The organism is Streptomyces griseoluteus, assembly GCF_004784465.1.
Lineage (GTDB): Bacteria > Actinomycetota > Actinomycetes > Streptomycetales > Streptomycetaceae > Streptomyces > Streptomyces griseoluteus.
Genome location: NZ_SRRU01000009.1, coordinates 36,698 through 59,752, shown reverse-complemented (window position 1 = coordinate 59,752; position 23,055 = coordinate 36,698). Strand labels below are relative to the sequence as shown.

Genomic DNA, 23,055 nt, shown 5'->3' with positions numbered 1-23,055 from the left:
GGGCCCTCGCTCCAGCAGACCAGCAGTACCCCGATCGCGCGCGTCGACGCGGGGAGCCAGGGCTAGGGGAGGGTGTGCGTGGTGACGTCGGTCAGGGCGCCGTCCGCCACGCTGGCGGTCATGTATGTGGCGTGCGGCTGGCGTCGGCGGTCGGTCGGGGAGCCGGGGTTGAGCAGGCGGAGGCCGCCGGGGGCGGTGGTGTCCCAGGGAATGTGGCTGTGCCCGAAGACGAGGACGTCCAGGCCGGGGAAGCGCTCGGCGCAGCGGGCCTCGCGGCCTCGGGCGGGCCCGGTCTCGTGGACCACGCCGAAGCGCAGGCCGCCCAGCTCGGCGTACGCCACCTCGGGCAGCCGGGCGCGCAGGCCGTCGCCGTCGTTGTTGCCGTACACGCCGATCAGGCGGCGGCTCTGGGACTCCAGCAGGTCGAGGGTGGCGGTGTCCACCCAGTCGCCGGCGTGGAACACCACGTCCGCGTGCGGGAGTTCGGCGAGGAGACGGTCCGGGAGCCGCTTGGCCCGCTTCGGGAGGTGGGTGTCGGACATGAGAAGAAGGCGCACGTGCTCAGCGTAGGGAAGCGCAATGGACAGGTAAAACTGAACAGTTCGAACTGGACAGGCTGGGCTGAAGCTCCTTACGGTGGCGGGCATGGTCCACATCTCCGGTTCGGCCGCCCGCGCGGCACGCGAGCTGCGGGTGGTGTTCAGCCGGCTGCGGCGCCGTATCCGTGAGGTGGCGCGGGACGCCGATCTCACGCCCCCGCAGGAGTCCGCGCTCTCCCTGGTCGGCAAGCACGGCGCGGCCACGGCGAGCGCGCTCGCGGCGGCCGAGGGCGTCCGTCCGCAGTCCATGGCGGCCACGCTCGCCGCGCTGGACCAACAGGGGCTCATCCGCCGCGCCCCCGACCCGGACGACGGCCGCCGTCAGCTCGTCACCCTCACCGAGGCGGGCCGGGCCCGCGTGGAGGGCAACCGGCAACTGCGCGAGGAGTGGCTCGCCCGCGCCTTCCAGGACCGGTTCACCGAGGAGGAGCGGGAGACGGTGCTGACCGCGCTGGAGCTGCTGGAGCGGCTGTCCCGCCCCTGAACACCGGGCTCCTCCCCCGGCCCCCCACCCTTTTCGAAAGGCCGACGCATGTCCGTCACCACGCTCGACCCCCGTACCGCCCTCGTCGTGATCGACCTCCAGGCCGGCATCACCGCGATGCCCGTCCAGCCGCACAGCGCCGCCGACGTGGTGGCCCGCAGCGCCGAGCTCGCCGACGCCTTCCGCGCCCGTGATCTGCCCGTGGTGCTGGTCCGGGTCTCCTTCGCCGCCGACGGCGCGGACGCGGTGCCCGGCCGCACCGAGCGCCAGGCCCGGGGCCTGTCCTTCCCCGACGGCTGGGACGTGATCGTGGACGAGCTGACCGGGCACGCCGGGGACATTCTGGTCACCAAGCACAACTGGAGCGCCCTGTTCGGCACCGACCTGGAGGTGCAGCTCCGCCGCCGGGGCATCACGCAGATCGTGCTCACCGGCATCGCCACCAGCATCGGCGTGGAGTCCACCGCCCGTGACGCGTACGCGGCCGGCTACAACGTCACTCTGGCCACCGACGCCATGGCCGACGCCGACGCGGACGCGCACACCAACAGCGTCGAGCGGATCTTCCCCCGTCTCGGTGAGAGCGGTACGACGGCGGAGATCCTCGAACTGCTCGCCAAGACCCACGCCTGAGCACGCCCGGCGGGCCCGGCACCCACGGGGGTGCCGGGCCTTTCGCTCGCCGCCGTCCGGTCAGTCCCCGGCGGCCGCGGCGCGTTCCACCTCGGCCTCGACCTCGGCGCGGGACCGCCCGGTGTCACGGGCGTACTCGCTGAGCGCGGTCTGCACGTCGCGGGCCAGGTCGCGCCAGGCGCGCAGGGCGGTCTCGTACGTCCCGGACTGCGCGCCGGTCATCGCCCGCTCGGCCGGGGGGCCGTAGGTGTCCCGCAGTCCGTTCACGGTGGCGTGTGCCGCGGCCGCCGCGCGCTGCTTCTGAACCAGTTCTTCGAAGGTGTGTGCCACACCAACCGACCCTAGGCACGCCGGGCGAACCCGCCACTCGGGGCCGCCGTCCGCGCCGTCCGCCGGGTCCCGTCTCCCGGCGTCGTCGCCCGCCTCGTCGAGGTCTCTCATCCCCCACTCGCCCCTCACGCCTCGTTCGTCACCAGCTCCGCCCACACCTGCTTGCCGCCGCTGACCGGGACGGTCCCCCAGGCGTGCGAGACCGCCTCGACCAGCAGGATGCCCCGGCCGCCGGTGGCCTCCCAGCCGACGCTGGTCGGCTTGAGGGGTCCGCGCGGCGAGGAGTCGGTGACCGCGATGCGCAGCCGGTGCCCGACCAGGCTCAGGTCGAGCCGTACCTGCCCCTCGGTGTGCACGAGGGCGTTGGTGACCAGCTCGGACACCACCAGCAGGGCGGTGTCGGCGGTGTCCCTCGGCAGCTCCCAGGCGCGCAGGGTGCGGCGGACGAAGCGCCGGGCGTGCCGTACCGCCTCCGGGACCCGCCACACGCTCCAGCTCTCGCGGCGCGGGCGCACGGCCATGCCGTCGTAGCGGACCAGCAGCAGTGCCACGTCGTCGCCCCGGTGGGCGCCCGCGAGCAGGGCGTCGGCGGTCCGGCCGAGGTGGGCGGGGTCGGCGGCGGCGAGGTCGCGGGCGAGCCGGTCCATGCCGGTGTCGAGGTCGGTGCCGGACGACTCGACCAGGCCGTCGGTGGTGAGCGCGAGGACCGTGCCGGGCTTGAGTTTCAGCGGTGTCATCGGGTACTCCGCCCGGGTGAGGACCCCCAGCGGCGGTCCGCCCTCGGCCTCCACGATCTCGGTGCTGCCGTCCGGGTGGCGCAGCACCGGCTGCGGGTGCCCGGCGCGTGCGCAGAGGGCGGTGCCCTGCTCCATGTCGATGTCGACGTAGACGCAGGTGGCGAAGAGGTCGGTCTCCATGTCCAGGAGCAGCCGGTTGGCGTGGGCCACGACCACGTCAGGAGGGTGGCCCTCGGCGGCGTAGGCGCGCAGGGCGGTGCGCATCTGGCCCATCAGGGTGGCCGCGCCCGCGTTGTGGCCCTGGACGTCGCCGATGACGAAGGCCACGTGGTTGTCGGCGAGCGGGATCACGTCGTACCAGTCACCGCCGACCTCCAGGCCCTCGGTGGCGGGCAGGTACCGGGCGACGGCCTTGGCGCCGGGCAGCCGGGGCAGCCGGTGGGGCAGCAGGGTGCGCTGGAGCATGCCGACGAGTTCGTGCTCGGCGTCGAAGGCGTGGGCGCGGCGCAGGGCCTGCCCGGCGAGGGCGGCGCAGGCGGTGAGCAGGGCGCGTTCGTCGGGGGCGAACTCGTGCGGGCGGTCCCAGCCGATCAGGCAGGCCCCGGCCATCCGGCCGCCCGCGGGCAGCGGCAGCACCGCGAGGCCGCCGGGGCCGACTCCGGCGAGGCTCGGCTCCAGGGCGGAGCCGGCGGGCCAGATATGGGCGCGGCCGTCGCGCAGGGCGGCGGCGAGGGCGGGCATGGCGCGTACGGGGGCGTCGGGCCACTCCCCGCGCCACTCGCTCCGCCAGAGTTCGGGCCACGCCTCGGGTTCGGGCGGGTCGAGGACCGTGACGACGAGGCGGTCGTTCTCCAGTTCCGCCAGGGCGATGCGGTCGGCGCGCAGGGGCTTGCGCAGGGCGTCGACGACGGCGTGCCCCACGTCCTTGACGGTGCCCGCCGTGGCGAGGTCGGCGGCGAGGCGCTGGACGCGCGCCACGTCGGTGACGCCGGAGCGCAGCTTGGTGGCGTCCGCGACGGTGCCGGCCAGCCGGGCGGGCCTGCCCTCCCCGCCGGGCAGCAGCCGTCCGCGCAGCCGGAGCCAGCGGAGCGCCCCGGACGGCTGCCGGACGCGGAACTCCAATTCGCGCTCGTCCAGCGACATGTGGTCGGGCTCCACCACCGACATCAGCGCGGGCAGGTCCTCGGGCACCGTGAGCCCGAGGAGCGTCTCCACCTTGCCGTCGAATTCGTCGCGCCCTATCCCGAAGAGCCGCAGTATCTCGTCGCCGACCTCCACCCGCCCGGTGTCCATGGCGAGGCTGAAGGCGTCCGGGGCCGGTTAGTGGGAGTCGGCCGGGCCGGGCTCCGGGACGGCGACGGCGCGGACGATGAGTTCCAGCGCGGCCCTCTCCCCCGCGTCGAACCCCTCGGGCCGTTCCGCGACCGCCAGCAGCGAGCCGCCGCCCGGCCCGGCGAGGGGCAGGGCTGCGAGGGAGAAGTCGGGTGCCGGGGTGCGGCGGCCCTCGGCGCGGGCGGCCACTTCGCGGGGGCCGAGCCAGAGGGGGCGGCCGGTGCGGTGGGCCTCGGCGACCGGGGCACCGCCGTCGGCGGGGTAGCCGTCGCGCAGGCCGTACAGCGAGCCGGGCAGTCCGACGGACTCGGCCAGGCACAGCACGGCGGGGTCGTCACCGGGGGCGTACACGCCGGCGAACGAGGCACCGGCGAGCACGAGGGCCTGTTCCAGGACGCGGCGGAGCCGGTCGGAGGAGGCGGGCGCGGCCATGAGTGTGGCGAGGACGTGCTCGGCACGCCCGGCTCCCGTCCTGCGCACCGCAGCACCCTCACTCGCCACGTTGGCCATTACAGCGCGTGCGGGCGCGTGGCGCAGCCCCTGTGCACCGACCACGCGCGGTTTTTCCCTACCGCGCGATTGGCCCGAAAGCCTCGTGGGCACGCGTACCAGCCTTTTCCGCCGCCCGGCATGAGCGGTGTCCGGAGGGGGTACTCGGCGTACTCGCAGAAGTGGGACCCGTCCGCGGTCCGGGGCGCGAGGGCCGTACGAGGAGGTGGTCGGCGTGTCGGACACGCCGGACCCCCCGCGGGAGATCCCGGGGGCGGGGCAGCCGCCGCTGTCGGTCGCCCTGGCCGCGATGATGGAGGACGTGGGCGCGCACTCGGGCGCGGTCTACCTGCTGCGGCCCGATGTGCCGGTGCTGGAGATGGCGGTGATGGCGGGCCTGCCCAGGGCGTTCGCCGCGCCGTGGGAGCGGGTCGGGGTGAGCGCGCCGATCCCGGTCGCGCAGGCCGTGCGGCAGCGGCGGCTGGTGTGGGTGGGCGGCGGCGAGGAGATGGCGCGCCGTTTCCCGCGCATCGCGGTGGTGCTGCCGTACCCCTTCGCACTGGCGGCGCTGCCGCTGGCCACGGACGACGTCGTGCTCGGCTCGGTGTTCGTGACCTGGCCGGCCGGGCACGGCCCGGAGCTGACCGAGCGGGAGCGGACGCTGCTGGCGGCGGGGTGTGAGCGGCTGACCCGGGTGCTGGCGCGGGCGTCGGCCGAGAATCTGCCGCTGGGCTCCGAGCGGGATCTGGTGGCGACACCGGACGCGGCCGTCGTGGACACGCTGGAGCCGGTGGAGGCGGCGCGGATGGTGGCCCGGCTGCCGTACGGGCTGGTGTCGCTCGACCTCCACGGCCGGATCGGGCACGTCAACGCGGCCGCCGCCGAACTCCTCGGCCGTCCCGCCGCCGAACTGCTCGGCACACTGCCCTGGGTGTCGGTGCCGTGGCTCAACGACCCCCTGTACGAGGACCGTTACCGGGCCGCGCTGATCAGTCGCCGTCCGGCCTCCTTCGTGGCGCTGCGGCCGCCCGGCCACTGGCTGTCCTTTCGGCTCTATCCGGGCAGCACCGGGGTGAGCGTGCGCATCACGCGCGTCCGGGTGCTGACCGAGCGCACGGGTGTGCCGGCCGGGGCACGGCCGCACCGGCTGGTGACGATCTCGCGGCTGCTGAGCCTGACGGGGGCGCTGACCGAGGCGGTGGCGGTGGACGATCTGGTCCACCTGGTCGCGGACGAGGTGGGTCCGGCGGTCGGCAGTCACGCGCTGATGCTGCTCGCCGCCGAGGAGGGGCGGATGCGGGTGCTCGGGCACCGCGGCTATCCGGACGAGCGGGTGGCCGGGTGGTTCGACGGAATGCCGCTGAGCGAACGCACGCCGGGCACCCAGGCGTTGAGCAGTGGAGTGCCCGCGTTCTTCGAGTCGCTGGAGCAGTTGGAGCGGCTGTATCCCGTGCGACGGGAGTCCCGTGACGGCTTCGCGGCCTGGGCTTTCCTGCCGCTGGTCGCGTCCGGGCGCCGGGTGGGGACGTGTGTGCTGGCGTACGCGGAGCCGCGCTCCTTCCCCGCCGAGGAGCGGGCGGTGCTGACCAGCCTGGGCGGGCTGATCGCCCAGGCGCTGGAGCGGACGATGCTGTACGACGCCAAGCACCGGCTGGCGCACGGGCTCCAGGAGGCGCTGCTGCCGCACTCGCTGTCCCCGCCGCCCGGCATCGAGGCGGCCGCGCGCTATCTCCCGGCGACGCGGGGCATGGACATCGGCGGCGACTTCTACGACCTGGTGCCGACCCGGCCACGGGCGTCCGCGGTGATCGGTGACGTCCAGGGGCACAACGTGACGGCAGCGGCGCTGATGGGCCAGATCCGCACCGGTGTCCGCGCGTACAGCACGGTGGGGCAGGCACCGGGCGAGGTGATGGGCAGCATCAACCGGCTGCTGATCGACCTCGGTACCGAGCTGTTCGCCAGTTGCCTCTATCTCCGCCTCGACCCCGCGCACGGCCGGGCCGTGATGGCGCGGGCCGGTCATCCGCCGCCGCTGCTCAGACGTCCGGACGGGCGGGTACGGGTGCTGGACCTGGCCGGGGGCCCACTGCTCGGCATCGACTCGGAGGCGGCGTACCCGACGACGGAGGTGCCGCTGGCGCCGGGCTCGGTGCTCGCCCTTTATACGGACGGACTGGTGGAGTCGCCGGGTGTGGACATCGAGGACGCGCTGATCGACCTGGGCGCGCTGTTCTCCGAGGCGGGCGACGGTCCGCTGGAGGAGCTGGCGGACGCGCTGGTCCGGCACGGCACGGCGGGGCGGGACCGGGTGGACGACGTGGCGGTGCTGTTGCTCCGGGCGCAGGACAGGGGTTGAGCGTCCGGCGCGCAGAGGGTCCGGCCCTTCCGCCGAAGGGCCGGACCCGCTGGGTCAGTTGGAGGAGGTTCCGCCCTGCTGACGGTTGCGGTGGGGGTGCTTGGCGCCCTGCTCCTGGGCGGCTCCCGCACCCGCGCCGGCCTGGTCGTCGGCGCCGCCGATCTGGTCGCCGCCCGCCTGGTCCCCGGCACCGGCCTGGTCCCCGGCACCGGCCTGGTCTCCGGCACCGGCCTGGTCCCCGGCGCCCGCCTGGTCCCCGGCACCGGCCTGATCCCCGGCGCCCGCCTGGTCGCCCGCGCCCGCCTGGTCGCCACCGGCACCGGCACCCGCACCCGCGCCCCCGTCGCCGAGGGTGGCGCCCGTGGCCGCGAGGGCGGTGGTGACCGGCTGGAAGAAGGTCTCGCCGCCGCTGGTGCAGTCGCCGCTGCCGCCGGAGGTCAGGCCGATCGCCGCGCCCTCCTGGGTGAACAGCGAGCCGCCGCTGTCGCCGGGCTCGGCGCACACGTCGGTCTGGATGAGACCGGTGACGGTGTCGACCCCGTTGGGGTCGGTCTCGCTCTGGAAGTTGACGGTGGCGTCGAGGCCGGTGACCTGGCCGTCGTGGAGCCCGGTGGTGGAGCCCATCCGGAACACGGTCGAACCGACGGTGGCCTCGGCGGCCTGGGTGATCGCCACGACCTGGCCGTTGCCCGCGTTGACCTCGCTGGGCGCCTCGGTCGCCGGGTCGTCGTACTTGACGAGGGAGAAGTCGCCCTCGCCGGGGAAGGTGGCCTGGTCGACGGTGGCGATGGGCTGCCCGGTCTGCGAGTCGGACCACTGCTTGGCCGCGACCCCGCAGTGACCGGCGGTCAGGAAGGCGGGGCTGCCGTCGGAGGCGGTGACGTTGAAGCCGAGGGAGCAGCGGACGCCGCCGCCCTGCACCTGGGAGAAGATCGCGTCGCCGCCGGAGACGAAGGTCTTGAAGGTGCCGGCGGTCTTCTTCAGCGTGGCCGTGCCGGACCCGAGACCGGCGACGGTGGACTCCAGCCGGTCCCACTTGGCGCCGGTCACCGTGGAGTCGGCGCTGACGATCACCTTGTTGGTGCGCGGGTCGACGGCCCAGGCGGTACCGGGGATGGCCGCCTTGGTCCGCAGCGTCTTCGCGGCGGACTGGAGGTCGGCGGTGCTGTTCTCCACCTGCCGTACGACGGCGCCGGCACTCTTCGCACGTGCGACGGCCGCTCCGTCACCGACGGCGTTGACGACGAGCTGCTGCTTGGCGCTGTCGTAGTAGGAGCCGGCGAACTGGCCGCCGAGGGACTGCTTCAACTGGGCGGCGAGCGTGGTCGCGTCGGTGGCCTTGAGGGTCCTCGCGGTGCCCGTCGCGGCCGTGTCCTTGTCCTGGGACGCATTGGCGTTGGGCAGCAGCAGGGCCGCCGCTCCGAGCGCCGCGACACCGCCGACCGCTATCGCGGCCTTCCTCTTGGGCATGCGCTTGTGACTCAACTTCTCGACCTCCTGGGTGCGGGGGCCTGCCGCTGTCGGGCAGTTCGTAGGGGGTGCCGGCTGGCTACAGGTACGGGCGGTCCGCCCGGCGCGTTCAATCCCGATTGCCAACTTCGTTGTGCGGGTGGGGAATCAGCCACGCCCGTGCCTCATCTGACACACCGACACCTCGGTCACCCCTTGTCACGGGGAAGTCGCCCTGCGTCCAACACCGCTGGCGGAATCCCCGCTTCAGGGAATCTGCACATCCCGCACCCAGTCAGAGCACGGACCACGAGGTTTGCGCACCGGTCCGGGTGTCCCGGACACGCCTTTGGAGAGGTGTGCCGGATTCGCGTTACCGGCGGTAGTGGAGACGGTGCGACGACGGCGCGGGGAATGTGAAGGAGAACCGCTCACGGCGTGCGCTCCCCTGCACGAATGAACCCCACCCTGCGCCGAACTCGCTGGTGAGAGCGCTGAGTAAGTGGAATCGGACGCGGCGTGCGTGCTTTGATCCATCACAGCGCAGGAACCGCCCCAGGGCTGCCGGAGACGGCGGCCGGAAGGTCTGGAACTCCTCGCGGTCGCGGCCGTCATCTGTCCCCCAGAGGGGGCCGCTCCCCCCTTGTGAAGACCCATACGAAGGGAAGTTCCATCATGAACTCCACCCCCCGTGTCGAGACCGTCGAGATCTCGGACGCCGAGCTGGACAACGTTTCCGGCGGCCTGTCCGTGAACGCCCTCTCCACCGTGACCGGCGCCGTCAACGGCATCGCCCCGGTTTCCGGCCTGGTGGACACGGTCGTCGGCACCGTCGAGGGTGTCACCGGCCTCAACACGGCCCCGGTCACCGGCCTGGTCGCCGGTCTCTGACCGCACCTCGGTGTCACCGAGAGTCCCGGACCCCCTCGCGGGTCCGGGACTCTCGGGCGTCCCGAAACTCTTCCGTGCCGTCGTCTCTCCTCGGGTGAGGGAAGTTCCGTGCAGTTCCGCCAACAGGCCCTCGCCAAGCTCCAGTCGCCGGAGGATCTCGACCTCCCGGTGCGGCTGGCACGCCCGCAGGGGTGGCTCGTACTGGGCATCACCGTCGTCGTGATGGCGGCCGCCTCGGTGTGGGCGGTGACCGGTTCGGTCGCCTCCACCGTGAGCGCCCCGGCCATCCTCACGCACGGGCAGGGCAGTTACGTCCTCCAGAGCCCCGTGGCCGGTCAGGTCACCGGTGTGCTCGCCAAGCAGGGACAACGGCTGCCCGCCGACGCCCCCGTGCTCAAGGTCCGTACCGCGCAGGGCGATTCGGTTATCCGTACCGTCGCCGCGGGCCGGATCACCGCGCTGGCCGCGACCATCGGGCAGATCGTGCAGACCGGCGCCGACGTGGCCGCCGTGGAGAAGGTCGCGCACGACTCCGACCCGCTGTACGCGACGGTGTACGTCCCCGCCGAGAACGCGGCCTCGATCCCCGCGCACGCCACCGTGGACCTGACCGTGTCCTCCGTACCGGCCGAGCGTTACGGCGTGCTGCGCGGCAGGGTGAAGTCGGTGGACCGTACGGCGCAGAGCGCGCAGTCGATCGGCGCGTTCCTCGGCGACAGCCAGCTCGGCCGGCAGTTCACCAGCAAGGGCCGCCCGGTCGCCGTGCTCGTCACGCTCGACAAGTCGGCCTCCACGAGGAGCGGTTACCGCTGGTCGTCGGCGGGAGGGCCGCCGTTCGGGCTCGACTCCATGACCCTGGCCTCCGGTGCGGTCCATCTGAGCGACCAGCGCCCGATCGATTGGCTGCTTCCGTGACCGCCCCGACCGACACCGCGCAGGAGAACCGCGGCCGCAGACGGGCCGCCCCGGCCCGCCGCCCGGTACCCAAACCCCGTGGCGGCACGGTCCGTACGCCCACCGTGCTCCAGATGGAGGCCGTCGAGTGCGGCGCCGCCTCCCTCGCCATGGTGCTCGGCCACTACGGCCGCCATGTCCCGCTGGAGGAGCTCCGCATCGCCTGCGGTGTCTCCCGTGACGGCTCGCGCGCGAGCAACCTGCTGAAGGCCGCACGGAGTTACGGGCTGACCGCCAAGGGCATGCAGATGGACCTCGCGGCGCTCGCCGAGGTACGCGCCCCGGCCATCCTGTTCTGGGAGTTCAACCACTACGTCGTCTACGACGGCATGGGCCGCCGTTTCGGACGGCGCGGGGTGTACATCAACGACCCCGCCAAGGGCCGCCGGTTCGTGCCCATGGAGGAGTTCGACGGCAGCTTCACCGGTGTGGTGCTGGTGCTGGAGCCGGGCGACGGCTTCAGCAGGGGCGGCCGCAAGCCCGGTGTGCTCGGCGCGATGCCCGCCCGGCTGCGCGGCACGGCGGGCACCCTGCCCGCGGCGGTGCTGGCGAGCCTGCTGCTGGTCGCGGTGGGCGCGGCGGTGCCGGCGCTGAGCCGCACCTACATCGACATGTTCCTGATCGGCGGCCAGACCTCGCTGCTCGGCGTGCTGTTCGCGTCGATGGCGACCTGTGTGGCGCTGACCCTGGTGCTGACCTGGCTCCAGCAGGCCAACCTGCTGCACGGCCGGATCATCTCCTCCACCCTGTCCAGCGCCCGCTTCCTGCGCCATCTGCTGCGGCTGCCGGTCACCTTCTTCTCCCAGCGCTCCCCCGCCGACCTGGTACAGCGCCTGCAGTCGAACGACCAGGTCGCCGAGACCCTGGCCCGCGACCTCGCGGCGGCGGGCGTGGACGCGATCGTGGTCGTGCTGTACGCGGTCCTGCTGTACACCTACGACCCGCAGCTCACCTTCGTCGGCATCGGCGTGGCGCTGCTGAACATCGTGGCGATGCGGCTGGTGATCCGGCTGCGCGCGACCCGTACCGCGAAGCTGCGGGCGGACACCGCGCGGCTGACGAACACCTCCTACACCGGGCTCCAGCTCATCGAGACGATGAAGGCGACCGGCGGGGAGGACGGCTACTTCCGCAAGTGGGCGGGGCAGCACGCGGCGACGCTGGAGGAGCAGCAGAAGCTCGGGGTGCCGAGCGCCTGGCTGGGCGTCGTCGCGCCCACACTGGCCACCTTCAACAGCGCGCTGATCCTGTGGATCGGCGGTCTCAGGGCGGTCGAGGGGCACATCTCGGTCGGTCTGCTGGTGGCGTTCCAGGCGCTGGTGGCCCGCTTCACCGCGCCGCTCACCCGGCTCAACGGGGTGGCGGGCCGCATCCAGGACTTCGCGGCCGACGTGGCCCGGCTGAAGGACGTGGAGAACTTCCAGGCCGACCCGCTGTACGCGCGTCCCGGCGGCGCCGATTCCACCCGCAGGCTGCGCGGGCACGTGGAGCTGGAGGGCGTCACCTTCGGCTACAGCCCGCTGGACAAGCCGCTGCTGACGGACTTCGGCCTCACGGTGGGGCCGGGGCAGCAGGTGGCGCTGGTGGGCGGGTCGGGCAGCGGCAAGTCGACGGTGTCCCGGCTGATCTCGGGTCTGTACTCGCCCTGGGAGGGCGTGATCCGGATCGACGGCCGCAGGCTGGAGGACATCCCGCGCGGCGCGCTCGCCGCCTCGGTGTCCTTCGTCGACCAGGACGTGTTCCTCTTCGAGGGCTCCGTCCGCGACAACGTCGCGCTGTGGGACCCCTCGATCCGGGACGAGGCCGTGGAGGAGGCGCTGCGGGACGCGGCGCTGTACGACGTGGTGGCCCGCAGGCCCGGCGGGGTGCACAGCAAGGTCGAGCAGGACGGCCGCAACTTCTCCGGCGGCCAGCGCCAGCGGCTGGAGATCGCGCGGGCGCTGGTGCGCCGCCCCAGCATCCTGGTGCTGGACGAGGTGACCAGCGCGCTGGACGCGGAGACGGAGCTGACCGTGATGGACAACCTGCGCCGGCGCGGCTGCGCCTGCGTGGTGATCGCCCACCGGCTGTCCACGGTCCGCGACAGCGACGAGATCGTGGTGCTCCAGCACGGCACGGTCGTGGAGCGGGGCAGGCACGAGGAGCTGGTGGCGCGCGGTGGCGCGTACGCGGCGCTGGTCAGGGAGCGGTGAGATGACGTCCACGCACGACGGTGATCTGGTGCTGGGCGCCCTCGGCTCGCTGGGCAGGCGGGTCGACTGCGCCGGGCTGAACCGGCTGGATCTCGAGGGACCGCAGGTGCTCTGGCTGGTGGCGGCCGGCGCGCTCGACCTGTTCGCGGTGGACGCCGCCGAGCAGGGCCACTGGCACCACCTGGGCCGGGTGGAGGCGGGCACGCTGCTGCTCGGCCCGGTCGCCGGTCCCCAGCACACCCTGGTGGCCCGCCCGGTGCGGGACTGTGTGGTGCACCGGGTCGACCTGCGGGAGCTGTACCAGGGCGCGCAGACCGAGACCTGGTCCTACGACGAGTACGGCAACCCGCAGTACGTACCGCCGTCCTCCAGCCCACTCGAGTACGCCCTCGCGCTCGGCGTCGGCCGGGGTCTGTCGGTGCTGTTCCAGGCGCCGCTCGCCGAGGACCGGTCGGTGGCGCCCTCGGACGACGACGTGTTCTGGATGCAGGTGCCGCCGGGCAGCGTCCAGTACGGCTCGGTGTACGGCGCGGAGGCGGCGGCCGACCTGCTGATGGACCCGGGGCTGTGGCAGAGCCTGGTCGACCAGCAGTACCGGCTGCTGACCGCGCTGGACCGCTGGATCGAGCAGCTCGAGCGCACCCACGAGACGCGTGCGGCGGCCGGTATCAAGGCCGGGGAGGCGGTACGCGCCCAGGCCGACCAGACCTTGCTCGCCTCCATCGGCAAGCGCTCGGACCGGCGGACGACGGCGGCCGACGCGGACGCCGGGTACGCGGCCTGCAAGCTGGTCGCGCAGGCGGCCGGGATCACCCTGGCCGACCCGGCGCGCGGAATCGGCGAGAGCGAGCGGCTGGACCCGGTGGAGCGGGTGGCGCTGGCCTCGCGGGTCCGGGTCAGGGCGGTACGGCTGGAGGGCCGCTGGTGGCGGGAGAACGTGGGCCCGCTGGTCGGTCACCGGGCGCTGTCCGGCGCGCCGGTGGCGCTGCTGTGGCGCCGGGGCGGCTATGTGGCCGTACAGCCTGCGACCGGCCGGGAGACGCCGGTGGAGAAGGCGAACGCGGAGGAGTTCGAGCCGCGTGCGGTGATGTTCTACCGGCCGCTGCCCGATAAGCGGCTCGGCCCGCTGGGCCTGCTCCGGTTCAGCCTGGGCGGGACGCGGAACGACCTGCTGAACCTGCTGCTCGCGGGGCTGGTCACGGTGGCGATCGGCGCGCTGGTGCCCGTCGCCACGGGCAAGGTGCTCGGCGAGTACGTACCGCAGGCACGGGAGAACCTGATCGCGCAGGTGTGTCTCGCGGTGATGCTCAGCGGGGTGGTGTCGGCGGCGTTCACGCTGCTGGAGAACCTCACCATCCTGCGGCTGGAGGGGCGGATAGAGGGCTCGCTCCAGCCGGCGGTCTGGGACCGGCTGCTGCGGCTACCGACCCGGTTCTTCAGCGGGCGCTCCACCGGTGAGCTGGCGAGTGCCGCGATGGGCATCAGCTCGATCCGGCGGCTGCTGGCGGGCGTCGGCCCGGTGGTGGCGCAGTCGGTGACGATCGGCGCGATGAACGTCGGCCTGCTGCTCTACTACAGCGTGCCGATGGCGATGGCCGCGATCGCGATGCTCCTGGTGATCGGCGCCGTCTTCACGGGGCTCGGGCTGTGGCAGGTGCGCTGGCAGCGGCGTCTTGTGACGCTCGGCAACAAGCTGAACAACCAGGCGTTCCAGACCCTGCGCGGGCTGCCCAAGCTGCGGGTGGCGTCGGCCGAGAACTACGCCTACGCCGCCTGGGCCGGTGAGTTCGCGCGCAGCCGGGAGCTCCAGCAGAAGGTCGGCCGGATCAAGAACCTCAGCTCGGTGCTGGGCGCGGTGTATCTGCCGGTGTGCACGCTGGTGATGTTCATGCTGCTGGCGGGCCCGGCGAAGGGCGCGATGTCGGCGGCGTCGTTCCTCACCTTCAGCACGGCGGTGACGATGGTGCTGACCTCGGTCACCCAGTTGACCGGCGCCTTCGTGTCGGCGGTGGCGGCCCTCCCGCTGTTCGAGGAGCTGCGCCCGGTACTGGACGCCACCCCGGAGGTGCGGGCGGGCAGCACCCGGCCGGGCCCGCTGACCGGCGCGCTGGAGGCCCGGCGACTGTCCTTCCGGTACTCCGACGACGGCCCGCTGGTCCTGGACGACGTGTCCTTCGCGGTGCGGCCGGGCGAGTTCGTCGCGGTGGTCGGCCCGAGCGGCTGCGGCAAGTCCACCCTGCTGCGCCTGCTGATCGGCTTCGACAAGCCGGTCTCCGGCAGTGTGCTGTACGACGGCCAGGATCTCGGCGCGCTGGACCAGTCCGCGGTGCGGCGGCAGTGCGGGGTGGTGCTCCAGCACGCGCAGCCGTTCAACGGTTCCATCATGGACGTGGTCTGCGGCACCGAGCCGTACTCGCCGGAGGAGGTCATGGCGGCGATCGAGCTGGCGGGCCTGGCGGAGGACGTGCGGCGGATGCCGATGGGGCTGCACACGATCGTCGCCGGGAGCGGCGCGGTCTCCGGCGGGCAGCGCCAGCGGCTGATGATCGCCCAGGCCTTGATCCGCCGGCCGCGCATCCTCTTCTTCGACGAGGCGACCAGCGCCCTGGACAACGACACCCAGCGCACGGTCATCGAGTCCACCCGCAAGCTGAACGCCACCCGGGTGGTGATCGCCCACCGGCTGTCCACCGTGATGGACGCGGACCGGGTGGTGGTGATGGAGGACGGCAAGGTGATCCAGCAGGGCACTCCCGCCGAGCTCCTCGCCGACACCGGCGGCCGGCTGCACGAACTGGTGCGCAGGCAGCTCGCGTAGGGATGGAAGTGCCGCTTCCCGGCAAGGCCCCCCACGGGCCTGGCCGGGAAGCGGCTGTGGGTCCGGAAGGCGGCGGCCCCACTCCGCCTCAGCCTCCCGGCACGGGACCGCCGGTCGCTCCGCCCCAGGGGCCGCACTCCCCAGTTGCGAAACCGACCCTGCGGCACGGAGTCCGTGCGATCCCGGTCTAGAACGCGAAGACGCTGCTGCCGAGCGCGTCCTTCGCACAAGCGTTGCCGAACGTGCGCTCGTAGGCGACCCGTTGGCCCTGCCAGACACCCTGGACGGTGACGACCACGGGGTCGTACAGCCGGGTGCAGTGGACGTCGGCGCGGGCCTTGAGGGCGGTGAAGTCGCCGCCTATGCCGCGCAGTTCGGCACAGGCTTCCGCCGCGGCCGGGTGGGTGCCGGTGGCCGTCGGAGCGCAGCTCAGGGTGACGGCGCGCTCCGGGGTGACCGTGGTCGCGCTGTCGCCGTGGCCGGTGGTGAGGACCAGTGCCGAGGGCGCGTACAGGGAGGCAGGCGCGGCTACGGCGGAACCGGTCAGGGGTCCGCAGACGGCGGCGGCGGTGAGGCCGAGGGCCGCGGCCCAGCGCGCGGTGTTCCGCATGGTGTGCATCCTTCCGCTCGATTTTGAGGGTGCGCCGCCCGTTGCCCGGTGGGGCGCCGCGACGGCGAGCGCCACTCTGCCGAGTCCGCAGCCGGAACACACATCCCACCCATGACTTTCAGTAACATTGCGTATTGAAGCAGTGGCGCGAAGTCACGGAATTCGAACACGTCGGCCCCTCAACGCCGGGCTTTCCCCGCACGGGGACCGGCCCGATGGCCGGAACTCACCACCTGTGCAATCGGCCTGAAACATTCCGCTCGCCCGCGCCGGGGCCTCTTTCACGATCCGCCCGTGACACCTTCACGATTCCTCGCGTTCGCGCGGGTTTCTCCGGGCCCTCCTGATGGCCGAACCATCCACCGGAGCGGCCGAGGATGGATGAAACGTCCCCCGGGCCGCCGTGCCGATCCGGCCGTACGGTCGGCGAACCCCGTCTCAGGAGCCCCAGTTGACCTCACAGCACCCCGACTCCTCCGCCCCGGCGCCCTCGCTCACCGAGGTCGAGCCCTACGGAGTCGAGCGCATCCCCGACGCGGAGCGCACCGTTGCTGGGGGCGGTCACCTTCGCCGGTGACTTCGACCCGTCGTACGCGGGCTCGTTCCCCGCCTCGGCGGACGCCGCGACGCGGGCGACGTTCTGGCCGTCCTTCATCGGCGCGGCCCTGATCGTGCTGTCCAACCCGGGGTCGTAGATCCCGGCGGACGCCTCGCGCCGGCGGGTGGTCGGCGCCGCGTTCCTCTCCAGCTCGCCACCCTGCTCCCCTTCGTGTTCGGCCTGGCGACGGCGAGCATCATCGCCACCAAGGCCCCGAGGTACGTCGACCCGGCCGCGCCCGACTTCGTGGGCGGGCTACCGGCGGTCTCCCCGAGCTGCCGGACGCCCTCCAGGTCTTCAACCGCCGTCAGCGGGGCGGTCGTTACTGGTTGACCCGCGGATGGAACTGGCGCGGGACGACCGCGTGGTGGGTGTCGGCGGCCCTGGGCATCCTCTGCACCGACATCCCCGGCCAGTTCGTCGGCCCGCTGGGCGACCTGGCCGACGGGGTCGACATCAGCCTGCCGCTGTCGCTGGCCGTGGCGGCAGTGCTGTACCTCGCCCTGCTCTGGCTGTTCCCGGAACCGCGGGCCGCCTACGGGCCGGAGGGCGCGCACTGGGTGCGGACCAGGGACGACATCCCGGTGCCGGCGATCACGGAGGCACCGGTGCCCGCCGCCGTGTGACTCCGCCGACGGGCTCAGTCGGGCTTGCTCAGCAGCCGGGTCACCTCCTCCCCCGTTTCCGGGGTGAGGCGGCCCTCGCACTGCAGGCCGAGAGTGCGGGCCAGGTCCGCGCCCTGGAGATCGGCCAGGGCCTCCGCCAGCTCCGCGAAGGACGCCGCCGCCGTACGGCCGCGGACGACACCCGTCGCCACGGTGGCCGCGCCGACCAGCGCGGCGGGCCACCACCACACGGCAGGCAGCAGGTAGGCCAGGCCCCAGGCCGTGAGCCGGGCGGCGGTACTCAAGGCGGTACGCGCGGCGCCGAGTTCGGCGCGGGTGCTGTCGGGGGCGAGGAGCCAGAGGTGGGGCCAGGCGACGGTCAGGTCCAGGCGGTACGCCCGCCACACGCGCCGGTCCGGGGCCGTGACCCGGTCTCCGGTCCAGAAGGGGTGCCGCGGCGCCACGAGCCCGACCTCGTTGCGCCGGGCGTACCGCGCCTCCGCCTCCTCCACCAGGGCGTCCGCGTCGGCCGCACCGCCCAGCCGCGCCCGGCCGGCCGCCACCAGGGCCGTACGGTAGGCACCGTCGGCGGCCCGCCATGCGCGCACCCGGCGCTCCGTCAGCCACCGGGTCACCGGCCCGCGCGGACCCGTGAGCCAGACCCGCTCCACCAGCGCGCCCACCGCCTGGGCACCGGTTCCTGTCAGCGCGGCCCCGGCCAGCACGGCGACGGCGCACACCGCGAGCACACCCGCGCTGTGCGCGCCCGGTGCGGCGGCGAGGGCGTCGAGGCGCTCGCGCAGCCGCCCGGTGTCCCGCCAGTGCCGCTGGCCGAGGGTGACGGCGGTGGCCAGCGCGACGAGGTACACCAGGCCGGGAACGGCCAGCAGGGCGAGCCACCGTTCGGCCAGCTTGCCGCTGAGCGCGTTGAGGAAGGCGGTCACGGACGCAGCCTGATCTCCCGCAGCGGCCGCCCGAAGATCCGGCACTGGGCCGGGCTTTCGGGCTCGGGTGCCTCGACGCGGGCGCAGCCGCCGCCCGGACACGCCAGTACGCGCAGCAGCGGGTGCCCGGCGCCGGGGAACCGCTGATAGACGGGCGGGGTGTCGGTGCGGTACGAGCCGAGACCCGCGGTGAAGCCGGCGGCCAGCAGGAGGTCCTCCAACTCGTCGAAGGAGTCCTCCAGTTCCTCCGGCGGGCGTCCGCCGCGCACCTCGGTGGTGATGTGGTCGATCAACCGGCGCCCCTCGGGGCCGAGTCCGGGCGCCCGCCCGGCCAACCGGTGACAGAGGGCCGCCAGCCGCTCGTGGCCGGGGCCGCCGTCCCCGTCGTCGTCGAGCCCGCTCATCGTCGTACCTCCCTGGACCAGCCGACCGGCGACTCAGCATAACGAGGGCACGGGAGGGACCACTTGGGTAAAATCGGGCTCGGGACTCGAGAGTCCATGGCGTCACACACGGGGGCCGGTCATGTCGGACGCGCACGGAGCGGCTGGGCGCGCGCTCCGCCAAGTGGCGGCGCTCGTCGACGAGTTCAACAGGTCGGGTGACCGCCGTCCGCTGGACAGCGCGGTCGGGATCTGCCGGGCGGCCCTGCGCGCGGCGCCCCCCGAGGGAGCCGTCCCCACCGCGTGCCGGGCGGCACTGCGCAGCACCCTCGTGCTGCGCTGGTCGGCGTTCCGCGACCGGCGAGACCTGGACGAGTCGATCACCGAGGGACAGGCGCTCACGGCAGGCCCCGCTCCCGACGAGCAGGACTTCCGCCTCCTGGGCCGCATGCTGGCCGACCGCCATGAGCTCACCCGCGATCCGGCCGACCTGGCGGCGGGCATCACCGCCCTGCGCCGTGCCGCCGAGCTGCCCATGCACGGCTGGGACAACCGGCCCTTCATCCTCGACACCCTCGGCGGCCTGCTGGCCGAGCGCGGCGAGGCTACGGGCGACCCCGCCGACCTCGCGGAGGCGGAGCACCTGCGCCGGGTGGCCCTGGCCCTGCTGCCCGAGGACTCCCCGGAGCTGCCGACCGTACGCAACAACCTGGCGGCGAGCCTCCGCCACGCCGCCGAGCTGCACCGGGACCCCGCCCGGGCCCGCGAGGCCGTCGAGCTGCTGAACGCGGCCCTCGCGGACACCCCGGCGCCCCACCGCCCACAAGCCCTGCTCCACCTGGCCACGGCCTGCCGGACGAAGGCCGAACTCACCGGCGCCCCGGCCGACGTCGAAGCCATGGTCGCCGCCCACGACGCCGCCCTCGCCGCGGCCCCGAGGGGTCATCCCCTACGGGCGCCCGCCCTCAGCGGGCTGGGCGTGGCCCTCCGGCTGGCGGCCGAGCACACCGACGACACCGAGCCGCTGCGCGCGGCCGTGGCCCTGCTCGGCGAGGCCGTGGGGGAGACACCGGAGGGCAGCCGGGCCCGCCCGCACCGGCTCAACAGCCTCGGCAACGCCCTGCACCGGCTGGGCCAGCGCACCGGCGACGCGACTCTGCTGGACGAGTCCGTACGCGTTCTGCGCGCCGCCGTCGCGGAGCCGTCGCCGCAGGAGGAGGGCCACCTGGGCCGGGTGGCGAACCTCGCCCTGGCCCTGCGCGAGCGCTACCACCAGACCGGCGACCTGGAGACCCTGCGCGAGGCGGCCCACCTGGCCCGGCCGGCGCTGAACGCCCCCCGAACGGCCAGGGACTCCGACACCCAGCTCGCCAACCTCGGCGTGGTCCTCCAGACGTGGTACGACCGCACCGGCGACGCGGACGCCGCCGCCGAGGCCGTCGAGGCCGCCCGGCGCGTGCTGGCCCGCACTCCACCGGGCGGCGCGGAGCGGGCCATGCGACTGAACCACCTCGGCAACGCCCTCTTCCAGCGGTACCGGTCCGGCGGCGACCCGGCCGACCTCGCCGAGTCGGCCGCCATGCTGACCGAGGCCGTGGAGCGGACGGCGTACGGCACCTCGGCGCACGCCGACTATCTGCACAACCTGGGCCTGTCCCAGCTCACGGGCGCCCGCGCGGCCGGGGACCCGACGCTGCTGAACCAGGCGGTGACCACGCTCGGCCGGTCCGTGTGGGCGTCGGCCCCCGGCGCGGCCCCCACCGCCAACCGGCTCCAGTCGTACGCTTCCGCGCTGCGCGCCCTGCACGCGATGACCGAGGACCCGGCGGTGCTGCTCGCGGCGGAGGACGCCTACCGGCAGGTCGCCGGGATCACGGCGCTGCCCGCCGCGCAGCGCGTGCGGGCCGCGTACTCCTGGGGCATCGCGGCGGCGGACGCGGGCCGGTGGGAGCAGGCGCTCGACGGGTTCGAACTCGCCCTCGCCCTGCTGCCGTTCAGCATCGGCAGACGCCTCACCCGCGACGACCAGGAGCACGGGCTGACCAGTGTGCAGGGGCTCGCCGCGGACGCCGCCGCGTGCGCGGTGCACCTGGGCCGGCTCGACCAGGCGGTGCTGCTGCTGGAGCAGGGGCGCGGGGTGCTGCTCGGGCGGACCATCTCGGCCCGCGCCGAGCTGGAGCGGTTGCGTGAGGCGTATCCGGAAGCCGCCGACCGTTTCATGGAGCTGCGGGATCTCATCGACGCGCTGGACCCCGCCGAGCGGGACACCGACGAGCGGCACGTGCTCGCGGCCCGCTGGCAGGACCTGGTCACCGAGATCCGCACCCTGCCGGGCTTCGGCGACTTCCTGGACGGTCCGACGACCGCCGAGGTGCGGGCGTGTGCCGGGCGGGGGCCGGTGGTCCTGGTGTACGCGAGCCCCTATCGCAGCGACGCCTTGGTCCTGCTGCCGGGCCGGGTGCTGCCGGTCCCGCTGCCCGGCGCCGGACCTGCCGCCGTGGAGGCACAGGCGCGCCGGCTCGGCACCGCGCTCGCCGACGCGGCCGTACCGGACGGGGAGCGGGCCGCGCAGGAGACGGTCGCGGAGGTGCTCGCCTGGACGTGGGACCACGTCACCGGGCCGGTCCTCGACGCGCTGAGGCTGTCCGCCCCGCCGACGGACGGTGTCTGGCCGAGGCTGTGGTGGTCGCCGGGCGGCCCGCTGGCCGCGCTGCCGCTGCACGCGTCCGGTCACCACGGCGACCCGTCCCGTACGGTGCTGGACCGGGCGGTCTCCTCCTACACGCCGACCGTCCGTGCCCTGGCGTACGCCCGCGCCCGTGCGGCCGGCCCGCCTCCTGCCGGGCGCGTGCTCGCGGTGGTCGTGCCCGACGCGCCCGGCGCCCGCCGGCTCGGTGGGGTGCGCCGGGAGGTGCGGGAGCTGAGCGCACTGCTGCCGACGGAGGTGATCGCGGGCCCGCGTGCCACGTTCGCCGGGGTGATGGCGGCGCTGCCCGCCCATCCGTACGTCCACTTCGCCTGCCACGGGGTGAGCGAGCCGGACGACCCGTCCGGGGCCCGGCTTCTGGTGCACGACCACCAGGAAAACCCCCTGACGGTACGTCACATCTCGCGGCTGGAGCTGCCGGACGCCCGGCTCGCCGTGCTGTCCGCCTGCGAGACGGCGCGGGGCTCCGAGCGGCTGGCGGACGAGTCGATCCACATCACCTCGGCCTTCCAGACCGCCGGGTACCCGCACGCGATCGGCACCCTCTGGCCGGTGCACGACGCCGTCGCGGTACGCGTGACCCGGACCCTGTACGGCGGGATGCGCGGCGCCCTCTCCGCCTCGGCGGAGCTGGACGCGGCCCTCGCCCTGCACCACGCCGTACGGGAGTGCCGGGCGGCCTTCCCCGGCAGCCCCAGCCTGTGGGCCGCCCATGTGCACTCCGGGGCGTAGGGCCTCAGGAGCCGGACGAGAAGAGGAGGGGGTCAGGACATGACCCTCGGACGGCGCAGGAAACGCGGGGACGACGGTCGCCGGGAGACCCCCGGACCGGAACTGCCCCCGGCTGCGGACCTGGTCTTCACACTGCTGAACGACGACGGCACCGAGGAGGAGATCAGCCGCGTCGGCCTGCCCCCGCACGAGTTCTACGGCATGCGCGCCAACTCGGCCCGTCAGCGGCTCGGCCCCGAACACCCGGAAACACTGCGGGCGTTCCGCGACTACGCCCGTGTGCTGACCCACATGGAGGGTCGCCAGGAGGAGGCGCGCGAGCGGCTGATGTCCCTGGTGTACACCCAGTCCCGGACCCTCGGCTACGTCCACGAGGACACCCTGACGACCGCCGCCGACCTGGCCGGACTGATGCATGTGACGGGCGAGCTGGGCAAGTCGGAGGAGGTGTGGCGCAGCGTGTGGACGAGCCGGGCCGAACTCCTCGGGCCGGACCACCCGCACACCCTGGACAGCGCGTCCTGCCTGGCCTCGGTGCTGGAGGACCTGCGCCGCGAGCCGGAGGCGGCCGCCCTGCGCCGGGACGTGCTCGAACGCCGCAAGCGCCTGCTCGGTCCGGACGACCCGGTGGTCCTCTCCGCCACCAGCAGCCACGCGGCGGCCCTGGTCAAGGCCGGCCACTGGGCGGAGGCGGAACGCGAACTACGCTCCCTCGTCGCCAGGCTGGAGCGCCGGGGCCTCCAGGACGAGGACACCGGCCTGGCCGCCCGCGCCAACCTGGGCGCGGCCCTGTGCCGACTGGACCGCCTGGACGAGGCGGAGGCGGTGATGCGCTCGGTCCTCACCACCCAGCAGCGCACCAAGGGCGAATCCCACCCCGACACCCTCACCAGCCGCAACAACCTCGCCGCCGTCCTCCACGCCCGCGAGCACTACGCCGAAGCGGCCCGCACCCTCCGCGAAGTCCTCACCCTCACCACCCACCACAAGGGCGAATCCCACCCCGACACCCTCCACGCCCGCGACAACCTCGCCAACGTCCTGATCGACAACGGCGACCACGAGGAGGCCATCATCCTCCTCACCCGCTGCCATACGGACTACACCCGCACCTTCGGCCCCCACCACCCCCTGACCCGCACCACAGCGGAACGACTGGCCTGGCTGCGGGACAACCCGTCCTGAGCGTTGCCCTCCTGGCCCCTCCCA

16 protein-coding genes and 2 pseudogenes are annotated in these 23,055 nt (G+C 73.9%); 11 read left to right on the top strand and 7 right to left on the bottom strand.

Features of this window, described 5'->3' with window-relative positions; translation table 11 throughout:
* Positions 1-62: 62 nt before the first annotated feature.
* Positions 63-557 (bottom strand): metallophosphoesterase family protein, encoded by a 495-nt coding sequence (locus tag E5082_RS23655; protein WP_135793274.1) that lies wholly within the window; start codon positions 555-557, stop codon positions 63-65.
* Between the two features lie 88 nt (positions 558-645).
* Here E5082_RS23655 and E5082_RS23650 point away from each other — a divergent pair, with 88 nt between their 5' ends.
* Both E5082_RS23650 and E5082_RS23645 read left to right on the top strand, forming a co-directional pair.
* A complete protein-coding gene (locus E5082_RS23650) occupies positions 646-1,083 on the top strand; it encodes a MarR family winged helix-turn-helix transcriptional regulator (RefSeq protein ID WP_135793273.1) in 438 nt (145 codons plus the stop codon).
* Between the two features lie 48 nt (positions 1,084-1,131).
* Positions 1,132-1,716 (top strand): hydrolase, encoded by a 585-nt coding sequence (locus E5082_RS23645; RefSeq protein WP_135793272.1) that lies wholly within the window; start codon positions 1,132-1,134, stop codon positions 1,714-1,716.
* A gap of 60 nt (positions 1,717-1,776) precedes the next feature.
* On the opposite strand, the gene E5082_RS23640 is transcribed toward E5082_RS23645, so the two are convergent.
* Together E5082_RS23640 and E5082_RS23635 are read right to left on the bottom strand one after the other, a co-directional pair.
* Positions 1,777-2,046 carry a hypothetical protein gene (locus tag E5082_RS23640; RefSeq protein WP_135793271.1) on the bottom strand — a complete coding sequence of 90 codons (270 nt, stop codon included), beginning with the start codon at positions 2,044-2,046 and terminating at the stop codon, positions 1,777-1,779.
* 125 nt (positions 2,047-2,171) lie between these two features.
* Positions 2,172-4,625: pseudogene (locus tag E5082_RS23635) on the bottom strand (SpoIIE family protein phosphatase).
* Positions 4,626-4,830: 205 nt separating this feature from the next.
* Here E5082_RS23635 and E5082_RS23630 point away from each other — a divergent pair.
* Entirely contained in the window at positions 4,831-6,963 is a 2,133-nt protein-coding gene (locus E5082_RS23630) for a SpoIIE family protein phosphatase (protein WP_373310000.1), read from the top strand.
* A 54-nt stretch (positions 6,964-7,017) separates the two neighbouring features.
* On the opposite strand, the gene E5082_RS23625 is transcribed toward E5082_RS23630, so the two are convergent.
* Positions 7,018-8,433 carry a S1 family peptidase gene (locus E5082_RS23625; RefSeq protein ID WP_135793270.1) on the bottom strand — a complete coding sequence of 472 codons (1,416 nt, stop codon included), beginning with the start codon at positions 8,431-8,433 and terminating at the stop codon, positions 7,018-7,020.
* Positions 8,434-9,087: 654 nt separating this feature from the next.
* On the opposite strand from E5082_RS23625, the gene E5082_RS23620 reads away from it, so the two are divergent.
* The 4 genes from E5082_RS23620 (at position 9,088) to E5082_RS23605 (ending at position 15,267) form a co-directional block, all read left to right on the top strand.
* Positions 9,088-9,303 (top strand): hypothetical protein, encoded by a 216-nt coding sequence (locus E5082_RS23620; protein WP_031179346.1) that lies wholly within the window; start codon positions 9,088-9,090, stop codon positions 9,301-9,303.
* A 108-nt stretch (positions 9,304-9,411) separates the two neighbouring features.
* A complete protein-coding gene (locus E5082_RS23615) occupies positions 9,412-10,218 on the top strand; it encodes an HlyD family efflux transporter periplasmic adaptor subunit (protein ID WP_135793269.1) in 807 nt (268 codons plus the stop codon).
* A complete protein-coding gene (locus E5082_RS23610) occupies positions 10,215-12,449 on the top strand; it encodes an NHLP family bacteriocin export ABC transporter peptidase/permease/ATPase subunit (RefSeq protein WP_135793268.1) in 2,235 nt (744 codons plus the stop codon). The genes E5082_RS23615 and E5082_RS23610 overlap by 4 nt, the downstream gene beginning before the upstream one ends.
* Position 12,450: 1 nt before the next feature.
* Complete coding sequence (locus E5082_RS23605; protein WP_135793267.1) at positions 12,451-15,267, top strand: NHLP bacteriocin export ABC transporter permease/ATPase subunit; 2,817 nt, start codon at positions 12,451-12,453, stop codon at positions 15,265-15,267.
* 187 nt (positions 15,268-15,454) lie between these two features.
* Here the strand turns inward: E5082_RS23605 and E5082_RS23600 are convergent, their stop codons facing one another.
* Positions 15,455-15,877: a subtilase-type protease inhibitor gene (locus E5082_RS23600; protein ID WP_086694042.1), complete on the bottom strand. Its 423-nt coding sequence runs from the start codon at positions 15,875-15,877 to the stop codon at positions 15,455-15,457.
* A gap of 451 nt (positions 15,878-16,328) precedes the next feature.
* Here E5082_RS23600 and E5082_RS33475 point away from each other — a divergent pair, with 451 nt between their 5' ends.
* Together E5082_RS33475 and E5082_RS23595 are read left to right on the top strand one after the other, a co-directional pair.
* Positions 16,329-16,454: a hypothetical protein gene (locus E5082_RS33475; RefSeq protein ID WP_268255608.1), complete on the top strand. Its 126-nt coding sequence runs from the start codon at positions 16,329-16,331 to the stop codon at positions 16,452-16,454.
* Positions 16,426-17,101, top strand: a pseudogene (locus tag E5082_RS23595) (cytosine permease); the annotation flags it as partial. The gene E5082_RS33475 and the pseudogene E5082_RS23595, both read left to right, overlap by 29 nt.
* A gap of 14 nt (positions 17,102-17,115) precedes the next feature.
* On the opposite strand, the gene E5082_RS23590 reads toward E5082_RS23595, so the two are convergent.
* Together E5082_RS23590 and E5082_RS23585 are read right to left on the bottom strand one after the other, a co-directional pair.
* Complete coding sequence (locus E5082_RS23590; protein ID WP_135793266.1) at positions 17,116-18,024, bottom strand: hypothetical protein; 909 nt, start codon at positions 18,022-18,024, stop codon at positions 17,116-17,118.
* Positions 18,021-18,428 (bottom strand): NADPH-dependent FMN reductase family protein, encoded by a 408-nt coding sequence (locus E5082_RS23585; protein WP_135793265.1) that lies wholly within the window; start codon positions 18,426-18,428, stop codon positions 18,021-18,023. Before E5082_RS23585 ends, E5082_RS23590 begins: the two co-directional genes overlap by 4 nt.
* Before the next feature lie 121 nt (positions 18,429-18,549).
* Here E5082_RS23585 and E5082_RS23580 point away from each other — a divergent pair, with 121 nt between their 5' ends.
* Both E5082_RS23580 and E5082_RS23575 read left to right on the top strand, forming a co-directional pair.
* The gene (locus E5082_RS23580) at positions 18,550-21,846 is read left to right on the top strand and encodes a CHAT domain-containing protein (protein WP_135793264.1); all 3,297 of its coding nucleotides are present in this window, start codon (positions 18,550-18,552) and stop codon (positions 21,844-21,846) included.
* A 39-nt stretch (positions 21,847-21,885) separates the two neighbouring features.
* Positions 21,886-23,031, top strand: coding sequence for a tetratricopeptide repeat protein (locus tag E5082_RS23575; protein WP_135793263.1), 1,146 nt, complete (start codon positions 21,886-21,888; stop codon positions 23,029-23,031).
* The last annotated feature ends 24 nt before the right edge of the window (positions 23,032-23,055 follow it).